The following is a 17,320-nucleotide window of genomic DNA, read 5'->3' as shown; positions in this document are numbered from 1 at the left end:
ATGGCAATCCGGACGCGAAGGCGCTAAGCAGCGGCACGGGTCGGTGGCGATCGCAAGAGGGGCAAGGGATGGGCGGCAAGTCGAGCGAAGAGGTCGAGCTCAAGCTCGAACTCGCGCCGGACGCGCGCAGCACGGTCGATTGGCCGGCGCTGTTCGGCGCGCCGCCGACGATGATCGCCCAGCATGCGGTCTATTTCGACACTCCCGACCGCGCGCTCGCCGCCGCGGGCTTTTCGCTGCGTATCCGCACGAGCGGCACCAAGCGCCTCCAGACGGTGAAGGCGCGCGCCGCGGCCGCAGGCCTCTTCGCACGCGCCGAATGGGAATTTGCGGTGGAAGGCGACATCCCCGTGCTCGACGATCGCACCCCAGTCGCGGCGACGCTGGGCGCGCGCACGGCGAAGCTTGGCCCCGTCTTTACGATCGAAAACGAACGGATGCTCTGGGATTTGGGCGGGATCGAGGTCGCACTCGATCACGCCCGCGTCGCCACCCCCGACGCCGAAACCCCGATCGACGAGATCGAGCTCGAGGCAAAGGGCAGCGCAATCCCCGCGCTGTTCGCCCTCGCCCGCCGGATCGATGCGGCAACCCCGGTTCAGATCGCTATACTCAGCAAGGCCGACCGCGGCTACCGGCTGCTCGCGCCGCCGGCTCCCGCCGAAAAAGCCCGGCCGGTGGCGCTGGCGGCCGGGATCACGGCGGCGGAGGCGTTTTGCGCCATCGCCCGCGCCTGCCTGCGCCAGTTCCGCCTCAACGCCGCAACGGTGATCAAGCGCGGCGATCCCGGCGCGCTGCATCAGGCGCGCGTCGCGCTGCGACGGCTGCGTTCGGCGCTCGCGGTTCACGCGCCGCTGTTTCCGCCCTCCGCTGCCGCGCGCTGGGACGACGAGCTACGCTGGCTTGCTGGCGAATTGGGCGCGGCGCGCGATCTCGACGTTCTCGCCGTGCGCGCCGGACCGGGCGCCCTCGCCGACCGGCTGCGTCCCGCGCGCGAAGCCGCCTATGCGCGCGCCACCGCAGCGCTGCTTGCTCCGCGCGCGCGGCATCTGATGCTCGATTTCGTCGAGTGGCTCACCATCGGCGACTGGCGCACGGGTGATGAAGCCGCGGCGCCATGCGCACGTCCGGTACGCGGTTTCGCGGCCGAGGCGCTGGACCGGCTGCACCGGAAGGTCCGCAAGCGCGGGCGCCACTTCGCGCGCCTCGACGATGCAGCCCGGCACCGCCTCCGCAAGACGGTCAAGAAGCTGCGCTACACCGCCGATTTCTTCGCACCGCTGTTTTCCGACGACGGGCAGTCTGCGGCCCTGCGCGATCATGCCAAGCTCACCGAGGCGCTGCAGGACCATCTCGGCGCGCTCAACGACATCGCCACCGCACCCCAATTGCTGCGCAGCCTGTCGCTCGATGCGGTTCCCGAAGTGGTCGCACTTTTCGCCACTGGCGATCGCGAGCGCCTGCTCGGCGAAGCGCGCACCGCCTTTCGCGCGCTCCGCGATGCCGCCCCTTTCTGGCGCTGAGCCTATAGCGGCAGTTCGGTCGTCGACTTGATCTCGGACAGCGCGACCGTCGAATTGATTTCCTGGACGCCGGGCAGCTTGCTCAGCTGATCGAAGAAGAAGCGTTCATAGGCGTCGATGTCGCGCGCGACGATACGCAGCATGAAATCGGTCGTCCCCATCAGCACATAGGCATCGAGCACTTCGGGAAAGCCGCGGATCGTCGCGCTGAATTCATCAAGATTGGCGCGGCCGTGCGCGTTGAGCTTCACTTGCGCAAAGACATGCGCGTTCAGTCCGACCTTGCGCCGGTCGACAATCGCGACGCGTTTCCGAATAAATCCCTCGCGCTCCAGCCGGTCGATACGCCGCCAGCAGGGCGACACCGACAGCCCGACGCGATCGGCGATCTCGGCGGTCGTCTGACTCGCGTCGCGCTGCAATTCGCGAAGGATTTTTATCTCGAACGGATCAAGGTCGGTCATTCATTTCTCATATCAGCCGAATTCCGGTTTCAACATCCCCAAAATCGCCAATGCGGACGAAAATGCGAACAAGTATGTCCGGCGACATGATGCGATAAGGCTGAGCGAATTTACACCAGCCATTCCGCCAATCATTTCAAGGAGAACCATGATGGTCAGCCGCCCCGCCCGTATGACCCCGCCGGTCGAATGCGTCCGCCTGTTCGATGCCGCCGCCGGCCTCGACGGCGTGATCGCAATTCACTCGACCGCGCTCGGGCCGGGCGCTGGCGGTTGCCGCCTGTGGCACTATGACGATGTCGATGGCGCGCTCGCCGATGCGCTGCGGCTGGCCGAGGGGATGAGCTACAAGAATGCGCTCGCGGGCCTGCCCTTCGGCGGCGCCAAGGCGGTGCTGCGCCGCCCCGCCGGCTCGTTCGACCGCACAGCGCTGTTCCGCGCTTTCGGCCGCGCGGTCGAGGCGCTCGGCGGGCTCTACGTAACCGCCGAGGACGTCGGCACCACCGTCGCCGACATGCAGGATATCGCGGGCGTCACGCGCCACGTCGCCGGCCTGCCCCCTGCGGGCGGCCGCGCGGGCGGCGACCCCTCGCCCTGGACCGCGCGCGGCGTCTTCGACGCGATGCAGGCAGCGGCGGCGCACACGCTGGGCCGCGACCTTACCGGCCTGACCGTCGCGGTGCAGGGCACGGGCAATGTCGGCGCCGACCTCTGCCGCCGCCTCGCCGACGCCGGAGCGCGGCTCGTCATCGCCGATCCGAACCCCGCGCGGCGCGACCGGCTCGCGGCGATCCACGAGGCAGAGGTCGTGCATGTCGACGACATCCTTCGCGTCGAAGCCGACATCCTCGCCCCCTGCGCCCTCGGCGGCGCCCTCAATGCCGAAAGCGTCGGCGGGCTGAAGGCGCGGCTGGTGTGCGGCGCCGCGAACAACCAGCTCGCCGAACCGGCGGTCGCCGACCTGCTGATGGCGCGCGGCATCGCCTATGTCCCCGATTATGTCGCCAACGCGGGCGGGATCATCAGCGTATCGGCCGAATATCTGGGCGAAGACGAAGCCGAGGTTGCGGCGCGCGTGGCGAAGATCGCTCCGCGCGTGACCGCACTCCTCGACCGCGCCGCACAGGAAGGACGCTCGCCTGCCGTCGTCGCCGACGAAATGGCCGAGGAGGTCATCGCGGCCGGGGCACAGCGCGCGGCGGCCTGAATGCACCGCTTTCACATCGCCGCGCTCGCCGATCCGCAGTCGCTTCCCCGCATCACCGGCTTCTTCGGGCAGCGCGGCCTCGTCCCCGCGGCGGTTGCCATGCAGACCGGCGACGGCGCGATGCGACTGCGGATCGACGTACCTGGCCTCGACGGTGGCGCGGCGGCCGTCATCGCATCCAAACTCGGCGCGCTCTTCGCCGTGACTGATGTCGCAATGATCGAAGCCGCCCTCGCCGAATAGGCTATTTCCCCTGCGCCGCGACGACGCGCAGGATGTTGCCGCTCCACATTTTTTCGATGTCGGCGTCCGAATAGCCTGCGGCCTTCAGCCGTTCGGTGACTTTCGGCAAGGCCGAAATATCCTCGATGCCCTTCAGGCCGCCGCCGCCGTCCCAGTCGGCGCCGAAGCAGATATGATCGACGCCGCCGACCTCGATCGCGCGTAGCACCATCTTCATATAATCCTCAAAATCCGCGGCCCACATCGCCTCGCTCTTGTCGAGTTCGCGCCACTGACGCGTCAGGTCCGCCTGCGCTTCGGGCGTCATCTCGCCGATATGCTCATATTCTCCGAACAGCTTGGCGCGCGCCGGCGACATGTTCATCTCGGACATGAAGATCGTCGAAATGCACATCGCCCCGCCCTTTTCGGCCAGCTTGCGCAAGCGTCCTTCGTCTAGGTTTCGTGGATGGTCATGCGCCGACCGCAGGCTCGAATGCGAGAGCAGGATCGGATATTTCGACAATTGCAGGATCTGGTCGAAGGTCGCGTCCGACGAATGGCTCGCGTCGATCACGATGCCCAGCCGGTTCATTTCGGCCACCCATTGCTTGCCGAGCGGGCTCAGCCCGTTCCAGCGCGGCTTGTCGGTCGCGCTGTCGGCAAACTCATTGTTCGCCGAATGGACCGGCCCCGCCAGCCGCACGCCCTTGTCAAAGAACTCCTGCAACAGCGAGAGATCCTCGCCGAGCGGATAGCTGTTCTCCATCGACTTGAAGGCGACGAGCTTGCCCTCCTTGTTCAGCCGCCGCGCATCCTCGGCGGTGCGCGCCGCGCCGATGACGCCGCTGTTGTCGGCGATCATCTTGTCGATCAGGTCGGACCGTTTGCGCGCATGGGCAAGCGCCGCGGCGTAGCCCGCCGGGGTCAACGGCCCCTGTTCGGTGTAGATGGCAAAGAAACCGCCATCGAGATTGCCGTCGCGCATCCTCGGGATATCGAGCTGCGACAGGTCGGTCGCCAGATCGTGCCGGTCGGCGAAGTTCCAGCCCTGCCGCTCGAAGTGGAGCGGCGTGTCGAGATGGGTGTCGAGTACCAGCATCCGGCTGTGCAGCGGCGGCGGCGCCGCCTCCGGCTTGTCGCCCGCCGCCGAACAGGCGGACAGCGCGGTGGCGGCGAGTAGAATGGCAATGCGCTTCACTTCTTGTCCTCCACGGGCTTGAGGTCGAGATCCTGATAGTCCCAGCTGAAATCGGCGATCATGCTGACGGGCTTCATCGTCACGCCGGTCACCTTGCCGTCGGCGTCGAGCGCGAAGGTCAAATAGGCGGGCTCGATCGCGGCATCGTCGAATTCGGTGACGAAGCTGTCATACTGCCAATGCTTGAGCCGCCCCGCCATGTGCGGGGTCGAGGTGAAGTCGATCGTCAGCCCCTTCGCGCCGTCGGCGATCACGACATCGCCGTACCACGGATCGCGATAGCGCCCCGCATAGCCCGCGGGCTTCAGCGACGGGCCGACCCTCTCCGGCGATGCCTTCGCCTGTTTCAGATATTCGACGCCGCCCGCCAGCCGCGCCTCGAACCAGTCCTGCCATTTGGTCGTCCAGCCATAATCGGGTGCCCCAAGATAATGGTCGAGCAGCTCGTAGGTCAGCCCCAGGATCATCCCGCTGTCCTCGCTGTTCATCATGATCGCAAAGCCGACATTCTTGTCGGGAATCATCACGACGCGCGTGATCGAACCGAACACGCCGCCGCTGTGCTGGATGATGCGGTGGCCGCGATAATCCTGCACCTGCCAGCCGAGCGCATAGGCCTGCTGCATCGGCTGCGCGGGTTTCAGGCTGTCGGGCAGTTCGGTGATCGGCATCGGCGTTACCGGGGTCCACATCTGCTTCGCTTGTTCCTCGCTGAACAGCCGTCCGCCGCCCGGCAGCGCGCCATGGGCAAGCTGGATCTTCAGCCACGCCGCCATATCGTCGGCGCTCAGCGCCAGTCCGCCCGCGGGCGCACCGTTGCGGCCGAGCTCGTCGCGTTCGTCGAGCGCCTGCTGCGGCCCCAGCCCGCGCAGCGCCCCCGACAGGCGCGCATGCGGCCACGAGCGGTTGGGGATACGGAAGCGGTCTTCGCTATCGCTCGTCGCATTCTTCATGCCGCCGGCGCGCAGCACATGCTCGCGGATGAAATCCTCCCAGCGCTGGCCGGTCACCTCCTCGATCAACTGCCCGGCAACGGCATAGAGGATATTGTCATAGGCATAGGCCGAGCGGAAACTCGTCTTGGGCTTGAGAAAGGCGACGCGCTCGACCGTCTGCTTGCGCGTCAGATAGGTGCGCGGCACGAACATCAGGTCGCCCTGCCCCAGCCCCAGCCCGCTCCGGTGGACGAGCAGATCGCGGATCGTGATCTCGCGCGTGACCCACGGGTCGTACATGCGGAACCACGGCATATGCTTGATAACCGGATCGTCCCACGCGATCTTGCCCTGATCGACGAGCACCGCCAGCGCGGCGGCGGTCATCGCCTTGCCGGTCGATCCCGTCTGAAAGATGGTTTCGGCGTCGACCGGCGCGCTCTCGCCCAGCTTGCGCACGCCCCAGCCGCGCGCCAGCGTCGTCCGGCCGTCCTCGACGATCGCGATCGACACGCCGACCGCGCCGATCTTCTGGCGCAGCGCCTCGACGCTGTCGCCGATGTCGGCGGGCGGCTCGGCCCAGGCGGGCACCGAAAAGGCGAGCATCAGCGATGCCGCCAGCAGACGCGCGGATTTCATGGACGAACCTCCTGCATGGACGAGGGGCCCCGCTTGACGAGGCGATAGGTGCCGATCCCCAGCAGCGGGACGACGTAAACGGCCAGGAACAGCCAGGCGAGGATGCGGTATCCGCTCGCGATCAGGTCGACGAGCCCGACGCGCGCCGCGACGAACATGCAACCCGCCAGGATTGCCGCGCCGATCAGCGCGCGTCCCGCGGTGCCGGGCGCCGCGCGACCGCGCGCCTCGAACGCACCCGCGATCCGTTCGTTGATCGCATGGATCGCCCCCACCCCGCTTTCGAGCAGCGCGGTGAAGATCATCAGCTGGAACAGCAGGTGAAAGCCCGGCACCGCCATCTGCCGCAAAAGAAAGTCGGAGGGCAGCGTCTCGTCGCCGATGCCGGGATAAAAGGCCATCATCGCCACGAAGAACAGGATCGCGGGCAGCATGGTCAGCGGCCCGGCGATCGCGCCCGCGATCAACGCGTCGCGGCGGCTCGTCAGGTGGCGCAGCACCGGCAGCACGACGACCGCCCCGACGATGTTATAGCTCGCATAGGTGATGCCGCCCGCCATCCACCCGTCCGCCGGCGGTCCGGCCGCGGCGAAACCCGCGCCGATGCGGTCGCCAAAGCGGGTCAGCGCAAAGAAGAGGAACAGCGCATAGACCGCATAGATCAGCATCGAGGCATATTTGAACAGGCGCTCGACCCCCGCTTCGCCGAACGCGGTCGCGAACAGGATCGCGGCGGCCAGCACGACCGCTCCCATCAGTTCAGGCCAGCCGAAGGTCGCCGCGCCGATCGCGCCGGCGGCGGCGCCGAACACCGCGAGGATCAGCACGACGAAGATCAGATAGGCCGCCTCGAACAGCACCCAGCCGGGGCCGAGCAATTGCTGGAAGAAGCTGCGATAGTCATAGGCGTGCAATTGCCGCGCGAGCGCGAAGGTCAGCGCCGCGACGACGCTCCAGATCAGCGTCGCGAGCAGCATCCCGGCAAGCCCGCCCCACGGTCCGGCCGGCACGAAATATTCGGCCAGTTCGCGGCCCGTCGCATAGCCGCCGCCGATGATGACCGCCTTCAGCGCGAAACCAGGCAGCAGAAAGCGCTGAAACCAGCTCCCTCCGCTGCCCGCCTCGCCCACCATCACGCGAGACAGTTTTCGACGAGCGCCGCGAACGCCGCGCCGCCGCGGATCGGATCGGCGACCGGCAGGCCCAGCCGTGCCGCCTCCGCCGCCATCAGCGCCGCGGCCGCATCGGCATCATAGCCCGAGGTGTTGAGGCTGACGCCGCCGCAGCGGATCGCGGGATTGGTCCGGCCGCCGAGCCGGATCGTCAGGTCGATCACCTCCTCGATGCTCGGCAGGGCGAAGCTTTCCATTCCCAGAATGACCGTGCGCGTCGGATCGTGGCAGACGACGAATACGTCTGGCTGGCTGCCGTGGAGCAGGCCGAGCGATACCGCGGCATAGGCGGGGTTGAAGATCGACCCCTGCCCCTCGATCAGATCCCAGTGATCGGCAGGCGCGTCGGGGCTCAGCATTTCGGCGGCACCCGCTTCGAAATCCGACACCACCGCATCCATCGGCATCCCGCCGCCCGCGATCATGATCCCCGTCTGCCCAGTGGCACGGAAATCGGCGTCGATCCCGCGCTCGGCAAAGGCGCGGTGCAGCGCCAGCGCGGTATATTTCTTGCCCAAGGCACAATCGGTGCCGACGGTCAGCAGCCGCTTGCCGCTGCGCTTGCGGCCGTTGCCGATCGGAATCGAAGGCGGCGGGGTGCGAACGTCGATCAGCCGCTGGCCGGTGCGCCGCGCTGCATCGGCGAGCGCGGGGATGCTCGTCAGCCGGACGTGAAGCCCGCTCACGATGTCGAGCCCCGCCTCCATCGCCTCGACGAGCACCGCGACCCAGCTGTCGCCGATGATGCCCCCCTGATTGGCGACGCCGATGACCAGCGAACGCGCGCCCGCCGCCCGCGCCTCTGCCGGCGACAGGCGCGGCAGGCCGGTGGTGACGGTGCAGCCGCCGATCCCCCATTCGCCGACGCAGCGGTCGGCGGCCCAGTCGGCAAGGCCAAAGGCGGTCTTGGCATAGCCCGCCTCGGTCGTGTCGCCCAGAAAGAGCAGATAGGGCTGCGGGAGGGTGAGCTGGCTGTCCAGCCGGCCCGTCGGCGCGTTCATCGCTGTCACTCCGCTTTCGTTCAAAAGGCCATGTCGATCGCGACGCCGATCGTGCGCGGCTGCAACGGCGAGATCGACAGGAAGCTCGGCTGGTTCAGCCCGTCCGCCATCGTCGAGCGCGCCATCTCGCCCTTGTTGTCGAACAGGTTACGCGCGTAGGCGCGCAGCGTCCAATGGCCGTCCCACGTCACCGACGCATTGAGGTCGACCGAGGTATACGGCTCGGCGCGCGCGGTCAGAGGATCGCTTTCGACCAGCGACAAGCGGCTGCTCGCGTGGCGGATGCCGGCGCCGAGGCTGCCCTTGGCGCTGCCGCCCAGCTCAAAGTCGTAGTCGGCGCGGAGCGCGCCGCTGAACTTCGGCACCGCTGGCAAACGGTCGCCCTTCGCTCCGCTGATTTCGGGAACATCCTCGCTCAGCGAGGCGTCGGTGTAGCTGCCGGTCGCGCTGATCGTCAGGCCCGGCGCCGGGCGAAAGGCGATGCTGCCCTCGAAACCCTTGCTCGTCGCCTTGCCGCCGTTGGCCCCGCCATTGACCCCGCCGAACGAGCGGACGACCTGAATGTCGGTCCAGTCCATCCAGAAGGCGGCGACATCGACCGTCACCATCCGGTCGGCCAGATCGGCCTTCAGTCCGACCTCATAGTTGGTCATGCGGTCGGCGGATACCGTCGGGGGCACATTGGGAACGATGACGTTCGGGCCGCCCGGACGGTAGCCGGTGGCGACGCGGCCGTAGAGCATTGCGTCCTTGTTTATGTGAAATTGCGGGCTGACCGAAAAGGTCCAGACGCTCTCTGCAGAGCTTCCCGGATCGTCGGCCTGGGGCACGATCGCGCCCGAGCTAATCTGGCGGAACGTCTGCTTGTTGCGCGCCCAGCGTAGCCCGCCGGTCACGTCGAACTGCTCGGCGAGCTTCAGCGTCGCATTGCCGAAGATCGCATATTCCTTGTAGGTCGCGGGCAGCCCGACGATCGCCAGCGGATCGAGCCCGGCGATCGGATCGCCGTTCATGTCATAGGACCGCACAAGCTGCGCGTTGCTCGTCTTCTCGTCGGTGAAAAAGCCGCCGATCATCCATTCGAACCGCCCGCCGCTTGGCGAGGTCAGCCGGACTTCCTGCGTCCACTTCTTGAGCCCGAGGTCGAGGTAAAACGGCGTGATGCCCGGATCGACGGCGCCATCCGTAAGCAGCGGAAAGAGTACGCCGAAAGCATAGCTCGCATCCTGCACCTGACGGCTCTTCGTCTTGCTGTAGGTGGTCGCAGAGGTCAGCGTTGCCACGCCGAAATCATAATCGATCGTCGCCGAATAATAATCGAGCGAAATATCATAGGATTCGGGGACATAATTGTTGAACGAATGGCCGTTGCCGAGCCGGTTGCCCGCAAGGTCCGCGGCATAGAGGCCGTTGCCGTCCGAATTGAGCGACTGCCAAATGCCCGCCAGCTTGACGCTCAATTGCGGCGTTGGTTGCCAGAGCAACGCCGCGCGGCCGCCGCGCTGTTCGAAATCATTCTGATCGGTCAGCCCGGAATTATTGACGCTGTCGACCCAGCCCGGGCTCCTGCGCCAGGCGAAACTGCCGCTGATCGCCAGCGTGTCCTGCGCGATCGGGACGTTGACATAGGTTTGCGCGCCCCAGCCGAGACCGCCTGCATCCTTGATCGAAAAGCCCTCGAGCCCGGCGCGCACGCGGAATTCATGCGTGTCGGGTTGCACCGTGACATATTTGACAAGGCCGCCGATCGAGCTCGCACCATACAGAGTGCCCTGCGGACCCTTCAGCACTTCGACGCGATCGAGGTCATAGGGCATCAGGTCGATCGTGAAGGCCCCCGCGCGATTGTAGATCGCGCTCGATCCGACCGGCGCATCGTCGAGGTAGATGCCGACCGTCTGCGCGGCGCTCAGCGGTGCGACGCCGCGCAGCGTGATCGTCGTCTGCCCCGGCGTGCCGCCGTTGCTCACGTTCATGCCGGGAACATAGCCGGCATAATCGACGAGCGAGGCCGAACCCTGCTGCTGGATATCCTCACCGCCGACCACGCTGATCGAAATCGGCACGTCCTGCACGTTCTGCACGCGCTTCTGGGCGGTGACGACGATCTCGCCGCTATATTCCGCGCCGCCCGCTTCCTGCGCCTGCACCGGCATCGCCACCGCGAGCGCCGCGATGCTGCTTGCAATCCAAAGACCCTGTGTCATCGCCTTACCCCCACACTTGCGCGAGCAGGCGGCGGAAATTGCCCCCCAGCACCGCGCGGATGTTATCGTCCGAATAGCCGCGACGGATCAGTTCCTCGGTCAGGTCGAAGACCTTGAGCGGGTGGTCGAAACCGTCGATGTCGATCTTGTCGCGAAAGGCATAGCTGTCCTTGTAGCTTGCCTTCAGCGCCGCATATTCCTCCGGCGCCATGTCGTCATAGCCGTTGAGGTCGGCGTCGGACCCGATGCCGACATGCTCGATCCCGACCAGCTTGGCGACATGGTCGATATGATCGGCCATATGGCCGACATTGGTGGGGTCGCTCGCGCGGACGAACATCCGCACTCCGGTGATCCCCATAACCCCACCCTTGGCGGCGAGCGCCTTGATTGCCTCGTCGGTCTTGACCCGCGGATGGTCGACCAGCGCGCGCGCATTGCTGTGGGTGATCGCGATCGGCCCCTTGGCGAGCGCGATCGCGTCGAGCGTGGTGCGGTCGCCGCAATGAGACACGTCGATCAGCATCTTCGCCCGCTCCATCGCGTCGATGATCGCCGCGCCATAGTCGCTGACCCCGCCATCGATACGGTCGGTGCTGCCCGACCCGATGCGGTTCTGGCTGTTATAGGTGAGTTGCGCGCAGCGCAGGCCCAGCCGGCGAAAGACCGCGACATCCTCGACGCCGTCGAACTGGTCGGCATTCTGAAGGCCCATGATGACGGCGCATTTGCGCATCGCCTTTGCCCTGTCGAGGTCTTCCACCGTGTCGACGAGCGAAAAAACATGGCCGTTGCGCCCGACGAAGCCCTGCCACCCCGCCATATATTCCATCGCCTGCGCCCGCGCATCGGGGCCGCCCAGACCGAAGCTGTTGTGGAAGCCCGTGATCCCGCTCGCGCGAAACTCCCCCGCCTCGGCATCGGTCAGACGGTGCGCGATATAATCGGCTGCCATCGTGATCTTGAGCGGCGCGAGCATGTCGATCACCAGCGAGGCGGCGACCAGATCGACGGCGCGCGTCGAATAGCTGCGCGCCGGCGTCGCCGCGAAGGCATAGGCTCCGCGCCCGATCATCGGCGCAGCGATCGTCGCAGACAAGGCTGTCCCGACCGCGCCCGCCACAAAGGCGCGGCGCGTCGCCGGGAATGACGCGGTCATTCCACCCTCCACCTCAAGAAAATTTCATTTTCAAGACTATTGTCCTAATCAGAAAATTGTCAACCCATTTAGGACAGGAAAATTCATATCAGCCGCCACCCCACAGGCTCGGCGGACAATGGATCTTGCCGTCGCGATAGGTGACGCCGGGCTCGCGGTCGCGCGCGAGGAACGTCGGCCCGTCGAGGTCGACGATGTCGCAGAGCTGCCCCACGAGGTAGGATGGCGCCATCGACAGGCTGGTGCCCATCATATTGCCCACCATCACGTCGAGCCCCAACCGCCGCGCCTGCCGCGCGATCGCCAGCCCCTCGGTCAGCCCGCCGCACTTGTCGAGCTTGATATTGACGACATCGAAGCGCCCGACGAGCGAGGCGGTGTCGGCGAGCGACAGCGCGCTTTCGTCGGCAACGAAAGGCAAGGGCCGCTTGACCCCGTCGAGGTCGGCCTCGCGCCCGCGCCGCAGCGGCTGTTCGAGCTGCGCGATGCGATGCGCGACGAGCAGCGGCAACAGATCGCCCAGCGTAGCGCGGTCATAACCTTGATTGGCATCGACGCCGATCCACGCATGCGGCCGCGCCGCGCGGATCGCGGCGATGCGCGCCGCGTCAAGGTCGACCTCGCCCGTCAGCTTTACCTTCACCGGCGCGTGCGGGTCGATCGCCAGCGCGGCGGCGGCCATCGCTTCGGGGCTGTCGGCGCCGAGCGTCAGCGTCGAGCGCAGCGCGCGCGGCGGGTCGAGCCCGGCCAATTCCCAGACGGGCTTGCCCGCACGCCGGGCCTCGAGATCCCAGAAGGCGCAGTCGATCGCGTTGCGCGCGCCGCCGGGGGGCAGCAGATGCTGCAGATCCTCGCGCGTCGCGCCCCCTTCGATCGCGGGCCGCACCCGCGTCGCTTCGGCGAGCATATGGTCGATATCGTCGCCGAGGTAATAAACCCCCGCCCCCTCGCCGCGGCCCTCATGGCGGCCGTCGGACAGGGTGGCGACGAGCAGCGCAGTCTCGGTGAACACATGGCCCGCGATGCGGAACGGCTGGTGATAGGGAAAACGCTCGACCCGAAGGTCGAGCGTCAGTCCGGTCATGACATCGGCCGTCATCAGTAGACCATGCCGAAGCCATAGAGGTGGAAGTGCAGCGTCAGCCAGACGAGCACCAGCGCCGACAGCAGCAACAGCACCGCCCCCAGCTTCATCGTCCAGCGGCGCTTGTCCTTGATGCACAGCCACAGGTGCCACGCGCTCGTCGCCAACAGGCCAAGGCTGGCGATCGGCGTCAGCACGCGCAGCAGGATGATCAGCCAGTCGAGCGGGCCGCCGACGCTCCCGATATCGCCCGAGAAGGTGACGATGAACATCGCCCATCCGGCGACCGCCGCGATGACGAGCCACGCGAACAGCCGCGACAGCCGCCACGCGCGCCGCGCCTGGCCTTCGAGCGCAAAGGTCGCGCCATAGCTGCGGCGGACCAGCGCGCGCACCGGCCACGCGAGCGCCGCAAGCAGCACGAGCAGCAGCGCTGCGATCAGCGCCGGGTTCAGCCAGGCGACATTTTCGCCCGCCGGGGCCGGCCAGAAGACCATGAAGGGCGACGCGGCATCCAGGCTGATGCGCACGACGCGTCCGTCCTTGACCTCGGCAGCGAGCCGTTCGCCGGTGCCGGTGTCGCGCCACACAAAGGGCTCGACTTCGACCCAGTCGCGCGGTCCGGCGCTCAGCCCGTCGAGCGCGGGCATCGCGATCTTGCCGTCGGTTCCGACCACGATCTGCGCCTGGCCGAGCAGGCCGAACAGGCTCATGAAATTGGTGAAGGACCCGCGGCTCGACACATAATGGCCGGCCAGCATCGCGGCATGGTCGCGCGCAGTCTTTTCATCGACCTGTCCGGGCTTGGGCGTGCCGGGCAGATAGCGGTCGGCGAACTGGTGGAACAGCGCGCTGCGGATCGCGCCCGCTGCGCCTTCCTTGCCGGGGCTGTTCATCGACACGAACAAGCCGATGTCCGAATCGGGGAACAGCCACAGATAGCTGTGGAACCATTCGGTATCGCCGCCGTGCGCGATCGCGCGATGCCCGTTGACCCATTGTTCGTAGAAGCCGAGCGCCATGCTGTTGAGCGGGCCGACGCCGGGCGCCTTGTAATCGTGCATCAGCTTCGCCGTCTCGGGCTTCAGCAGCACGCCGCCGTTGTTCAGATGCGCCATCATGAACTTGCCCATGTCGCCGCCCGACGCCGACAGGCTGCCCGCGGGGGCCGGCACGACGATTTCGAAGGGCTTGGCCTTGTCGGTCATCACGCGGTAGCCGCTCGACATGAAGGGCGCGAGCGCGGCCGGCAGCGGCTGGCGGAAGCTCGCATATTTCATGCCCAGCGGCGCAAAAATGTGCCGATCGATATAATCATCGAAGGATTCGCCGCTGGTGCGCTGAACGATGTATCCGGCCAGCGCGGTCGCATAGTTGGAATAGGCGGGCGTGCTTCCCGGCGCAAAAACCCGCGCGGGCAGCGCTTCGCGCGCATAATCCTTCAGCGGCATCACCGCCTTGGGATCGCTGCTGATCAGATAGCGGATCGATTCTTCAAAGCCCGCGGTGTGCGTCATGATATTGCGCAGCGTCACCGGCTTGCCCTCGAAGGGCGGAATCTTGAAATCGAGATAGGTGTTCACATCCTTATCGAGGTCGAGCTTACCGGCTTCGACAAGCTGCATCACCGCGGTCCAGGTAAACAGCTTCGACACCGAACCGGGGCGAAACAGCGTCGTCGCGGGATCGACGGGCTTGCGCGACGCGACATCGGCAAAGCCATAGCCCTTCTGCAGCACCGTGCCGCCGCCGCGCACCACGACGACGACCGCACCGGCAACCTCGCCGCGCGCGAGCGCATAGGGCATGAAACCGTCGAGCCACGCCTCGACATCGGCGGCGTCGAGCTTGGCCGCGCCCGCGGGCGGCGGCGGCACGGCCGGCGTCTGCTCCGCCGGCTTGGCGGCAATCTGCTGCACCGGCCCCTGCGCGGCCAGCGGGACGGCCGCCAGCACTCCCAATCCTATCATAAGCTTGCGAAGGAAACGCATCGCTTTATCCCCCTTATCCGGCGCGCCGCGCGACATGCTTGCAGCGAGCCGCGAGACGCCTTACCAAGGGTCAGCAATAAGTGACCCAATGCGGACATAATGATCCTGATTGGAAAATTGTCAAATGAGGAATGGACCGACCCGATGACATCCCGATCGAATCCCCCGACGCTCGGCGAGGTCATGCGGGGAATTCGCACCCGAAATGGCTGGACGCTCAAGGAAATGAGCGCGCGCTCGGGCATCCCGGTATCGACGCTGTCGAAGGTCGAACATGACCGGCTGACGCTCAGCTACGACAAGCTGCAACAGCTCAGCCAGCGGCTCAACATCCGCATGTCCGACCTGTTCGCCGAAGATGCGGGGGACAGCGCGCCGCGCGTCACCGGCCGGCGCAGCGTCGGCACCATCGACACCGCGGTTCGCGTCACCACCGACAATTACGACTATCATTATCTCTGCACCGACCTGCGGCAAAAGCGCATGATCCCTATCATCACGCGCATCCGCGCGCGCAGTGCGAGCGAATTCGGCGAGCTCGTCCACCACCAGGGCGAGGAGTTCATCTATGTCATCGAAGGACGGATCGAAGTGCACAGCGAATTTTACGATCCCGTGGTCCTCGACGCGGGTCAGGGCATCTATATCGATTCGTCCATGGGTCACGCTTATGTCGTCGCCGACGGCTGCGACGAGGCGCTGGTCCTCGGCGTCTGCTCGAGCGCCGACGAAGGGTTGATGGATTCGCTGATGAGCCTCCATGCATAGCCGCTCGCCCTTCGTCGCGGCGCTGCTCGCCAGCTCGCTGCTCCTTTCGGCCTCGGCCGGCGCGCGCGGCGCGGCCCCTGCCTATGACGTCGTCATCCGCGGCGGGACGCTCTACGACGGCTCGGGCGCCGCCCCCGTCGTTGGCGATATCGCGCTGAAGGGCGACCGCATCGTCGCGGTCGGCACGGTCGCGGGCCGCGGCCGGACCGAGATCGACGCAAAGGGCATGGCTGTCGCGCCCGGCTTCATCAACATGCTGAGCTGGGCAACCGAATCGCTGATCGCCGACCCGCGCAGCCTCAGCGACATCCGCCAGGGCGTGACGCTCGAAGTGATGGGCGAAGGCTGGTCGATGGGCCCGTTCAACGCGACGATGAAGGCGCAGGAGACCGAGCGTCAGGGCGATATCAAATATGACATCAGCTGGACGACGCTGGGCGATTATTTCGCCTATCTCGAAAAGCGCGGCATTGCGCCCAATGTCGCGAGCTTCGTCGGTGCGGCGACAGTGCGCGTGCACGAACTGGGCGAAGGCGATGTCGATCCCACCCCCGAACAGCTCGCGCGGATGCGCGCGCTCGTCCGTCAGGCGATGGACGAAGGCGCGCTGGGGGTCGGCAGTTCGCTGATCTATGCCCCCGGCTCCTATGCCGAGACCGACGAACTCGTCGCGCTGACCAGCGAGGCGGCGCGCTGCGGCGGCATGTATATCAGTCACATGCGCTCGGAAGGCGACCGGCTTGAGGAAGCGGTCGACGAACTGATCGCCATCGCGCGCCGGTCGGGCGCGCCGGCCGAAATCTATCACCTCAAGATGGCCGGCCGCGCGAACTGGGACAAATTCGCGCCCGTCGTAGCGAAGATCGAGGCGGCGCGCGCCGCGGGAACGCGGATCACCGCCGACATGTACACCTATACCGCGGGCGCCACCGGGCTCGACGCCGCCATGCCGACCTGGGTTCAGGCGGGCGGACTGGAAGCGTGGATCGAGCGGCTGAAGGATCCGGCGATCCGCGCCCGCGTCGCGGCCGAAATGAAAAGGCCGGGCAGCGACTGGGAGAATCTCTACATCGGCGCGGGTGCCGACAAGATGATCCTGACCGGCTTCAAGAATGACGCGCTCAAGCCGCTCACCGGCAAGACGCTGGCCGAAGTGGCGGCGATGCGCGGAAAATCGCCCGAGGAAACCGCGATGGACCTTGTCGTCGAGGATGGCTCGCGCGTCGGGACCGTCTATTTCCTGATGTCGGAAGAAAATGTCCGGCGCCAAATCCAGCTTCCCTGGATGAGCTTCGGCTCGGACGCCGCATCGCAGGCGGCCGAGGGCGTGTTCCTGAAATCGGGCGCCCACCCACGCACCTACGGCAATTTCGCGCGCCTGCTCGGCCGCTATGTTCGCGACGAAAAGCTGATCCCGCTCGAAGAGGCGGTGCGGCGGCTGACCTCGCTCCCCGCGGGCAACCTCAACCTTCAGGATCGCGGCGCGCTGCGCCCCGGCTATTTCGGCGATGTCGTGATCTTCGATCCGGCGACCGTCGGCGACCGCGCGACCTTCGAAAAGCCGCACCAATATGCGACCGGCGTGCGCGATGTGTTCGTCAACGGTACAGCGGTGCTGCGCGGCGGCGACCCGACCGGCGCGACCCCGGGCAAGGCAGTACGCGGATCGGGCTGGAAGCGCTGCTCCTGATCGCGCGCGCATTGATTGGCGGTGATTGACCGGCGGCGGCCGAAACCGCCGCCGGCC

The 17,320-nt window shown here is 66.6% G+C and carries 14 protein-coding genes; 5 read left to right on the top strand and 9 right to left on the bottom strand.

The window, feature by feature from the left end; all coding sequences use genetic code 11:
* Positions 1-68: 68 nt before the first annotated feature.
* On the top strand, positions 69-1,523 hold the full coding sequence (locus tag L0963_RS12735) for a CYTH and CHAD domain-containing protein (protein ID WP_186402337.1): 1,455 nt from the start codon (positions 69-71) through the stop codon (positions 1,521-1,523).
* 2 nt (positions 1,524-1,525) lie between these two features.
* Here L0963_RS12735 and L0963_RS12730 read toward each other — a convergent pair whose 3' ends face one another.
* Positions 1,526-1,987 (bottom strand): Lrp/AsnC family transcriptional regulator, encoded by a 462-nt coding sequence (locus L0963_RS12730; RefSeq protein WP_058813303.1) that lies wholly within the window; start codon positions 1,985-1,987, stop codon positions 1,526-1,528.
* Between the two features lie 151 nt (positions 1,988-2,138).
* On the opposite strand from L0963_RS12730, the gene L0963_RS12725 reads away from it, so the two are divergent.
* Complete coding sequence (locus tag L0963_RS12725; RefSeq protein WP_186402541.1) at positions 2,139-3,194, top strand: Leu/Phe/Val dehydrogenase; 1,056 nt, start codon at positions 2,139-2,141, stop codon at positions 3,192-3,194.
* On the top strand, positions 3,195-3,437 hold the full coding sequence (locus L0963_RS12720; protein WP_186402338.1) for a hypothetical protein: 243 nt from the start codon (positions 3,195-3,197) through the stop codon (positions 3,435-3,437).
* Between the two features lies 1 nt (position 3,438).
* On the opposite strand, the gene L0963_RS12715 is transcribed toward L0963_RS12720, so the two are convergent.
* From L0963_RS12715 to L0963_RS12680, 8 genes are all read right to left on the bottom strand, one after another.
* The gene (locus tag L0963_RS12715) at positions 3,439-4,617 is read right to left on the bottom strand and encodes a membrane dipeptidase (protein WP_234179869.1); all 1,179 of its coding nucleotides are present in this window, start codon (positions 4,615-4,617) and stop codon (positions 3,439-3,441) included.
* Complete coding sequence (locus tag L0963_RS12710) at positions 4,614-6,191, bottom strand: serine hydrolase (RefSeq protein ID WP_186402340.1); 1,578 nt, start codon at positions 6,189-6,191, stop codon at positions 4,614-4,616. The genes L0963_RS12715 and L0963_RS12710 overlap by 4 nt, the downstream gene beginning before the upstream one ends.
* Positions 6,188-7,324 (bottom strand): YkvI family membrane protein, encoded by a 1,137-nt coding sequence (locus L0963_RS12705; protein ID WP_003050360.1) that lies wholly within the window; start codon positions 7,322-7,324, stop codon positions 6,188-6,190. The genes L0963_RS12710 and L0963_RS12705 overlap by 4 nt, the downstream gene beginning before the upstream one ends.
* Complete coding sequence (locus L0963_RS12700) at positions 7,324-8,364, bottom strand: DUF1611 domain-containing protein (protein ID WP_186402342.1); 1,041 nt, start codon at positions 8,362-8,364, stop codon at positions 7,324-7,326. Before L0963_RS12700 ends, L0963_RS12705 begins: the two co-directional genes overlap by 1 nt.
* Before the next feature lie 20 nt (positions 8,365-8,384).
* The gene (locus L0963_RS12695) at positions 8,385-10,571 is read right to left on the bottom strand and encodes a TonB-dependent receptor (protein ID WP_234179868.1); all 2,187 of its coding nucleotides are present in this window, start codon (positions 10,569-10,571) and stop codon (positions 8,385-8,387) included.
* 4 nt (positions 10,572-10,575) lie between these two features.
* Positions 10,576-11,730 carry a dipeptidase gene (locus L0963_RS12690; protein ID WP_186402344.1) on the bottom strand — a complete coding sequence of 385 codons (1,155 nt, stop codon included), beginning with the start codon at positions 11,728-11,730 and terminating at the stop codon, positions 10,576-10,578.
* A gap of 88 nt (positions 11,731-11,818) precedes the next feature.
* Positions 11,819-12,829 (bottom strand): dipeptide epimerase, encoded by a 1,011-nt coding sequence (locus L0963_RS12685; protein WP_222103021.1) that lies wholly within the window; start codon positions 12,827-12,829, stop codon positions 11,819-11,821.
* On the bottom strand, positions 12,829-14,769 hold the full coding sequence (locus L0963_RS12680) for a serine hydrolase domain-containing protein (protein WP_234179866.1): 1,941 nt from the start codon (positions 14,767-14,769) through the stop codon (positions 12,829-12,831). The genes L0963_RS12685 and L0963_RS12680 overlap by 1 nt, the downstream gene beginning before the upstream one ends.
* Positions 14,770-14,949: 180 nt before the next feature.
* Between L0963_RS12680 and L0963_RS12675 the strand changes: the two genes are divergently transcribed.
* Together L0963_RS12675 and L0963_RS12670 are read left to right on the top strand one after the other, a co-directional pair.
* Positions 14,950-15,573, top strand: coding sequence for a helix-turn-helix domain-containing protein (locus L0963_RS12675; protein ID WP_062765817.1), 624 nt, complete (start codon positions 14,950-14,952; stop codon positions 15,571-15,573).
* Positions 15,566-17,263: an N-acyl-D-amino-acid deacylase family protein gene (locus L0963_RS12670; protein WP_186402345.1), complete on the top strand. Its 1,698-nt coding sequence runs from the start codon at positions 15,566-15,568 to the stop codon at positions 17,261-17,263. Before L0963_RS12675 ends, L0963_RS12670 begins: the two co-directional genes overlap by 8 nt.
* Positions 17,264-17,320 lie beyond the last annotated feature (57 nt).

The sequence above is a fragment of the Sphingopyxis sp. NFH-91 genome, assembly GCF_021401285.1.
Lineage (GTDB): Bacteria > Pseudomonadota > Alphaproteobacteria > Sphingomonadales > Sphingomonadaceae > Sphingopyxis > Sphingopyxis terrae_A.
Note: the sequence above shows the minus strand (reverse complement) of the source record. Positions and strands in the feature narration are given on the sequence as shown.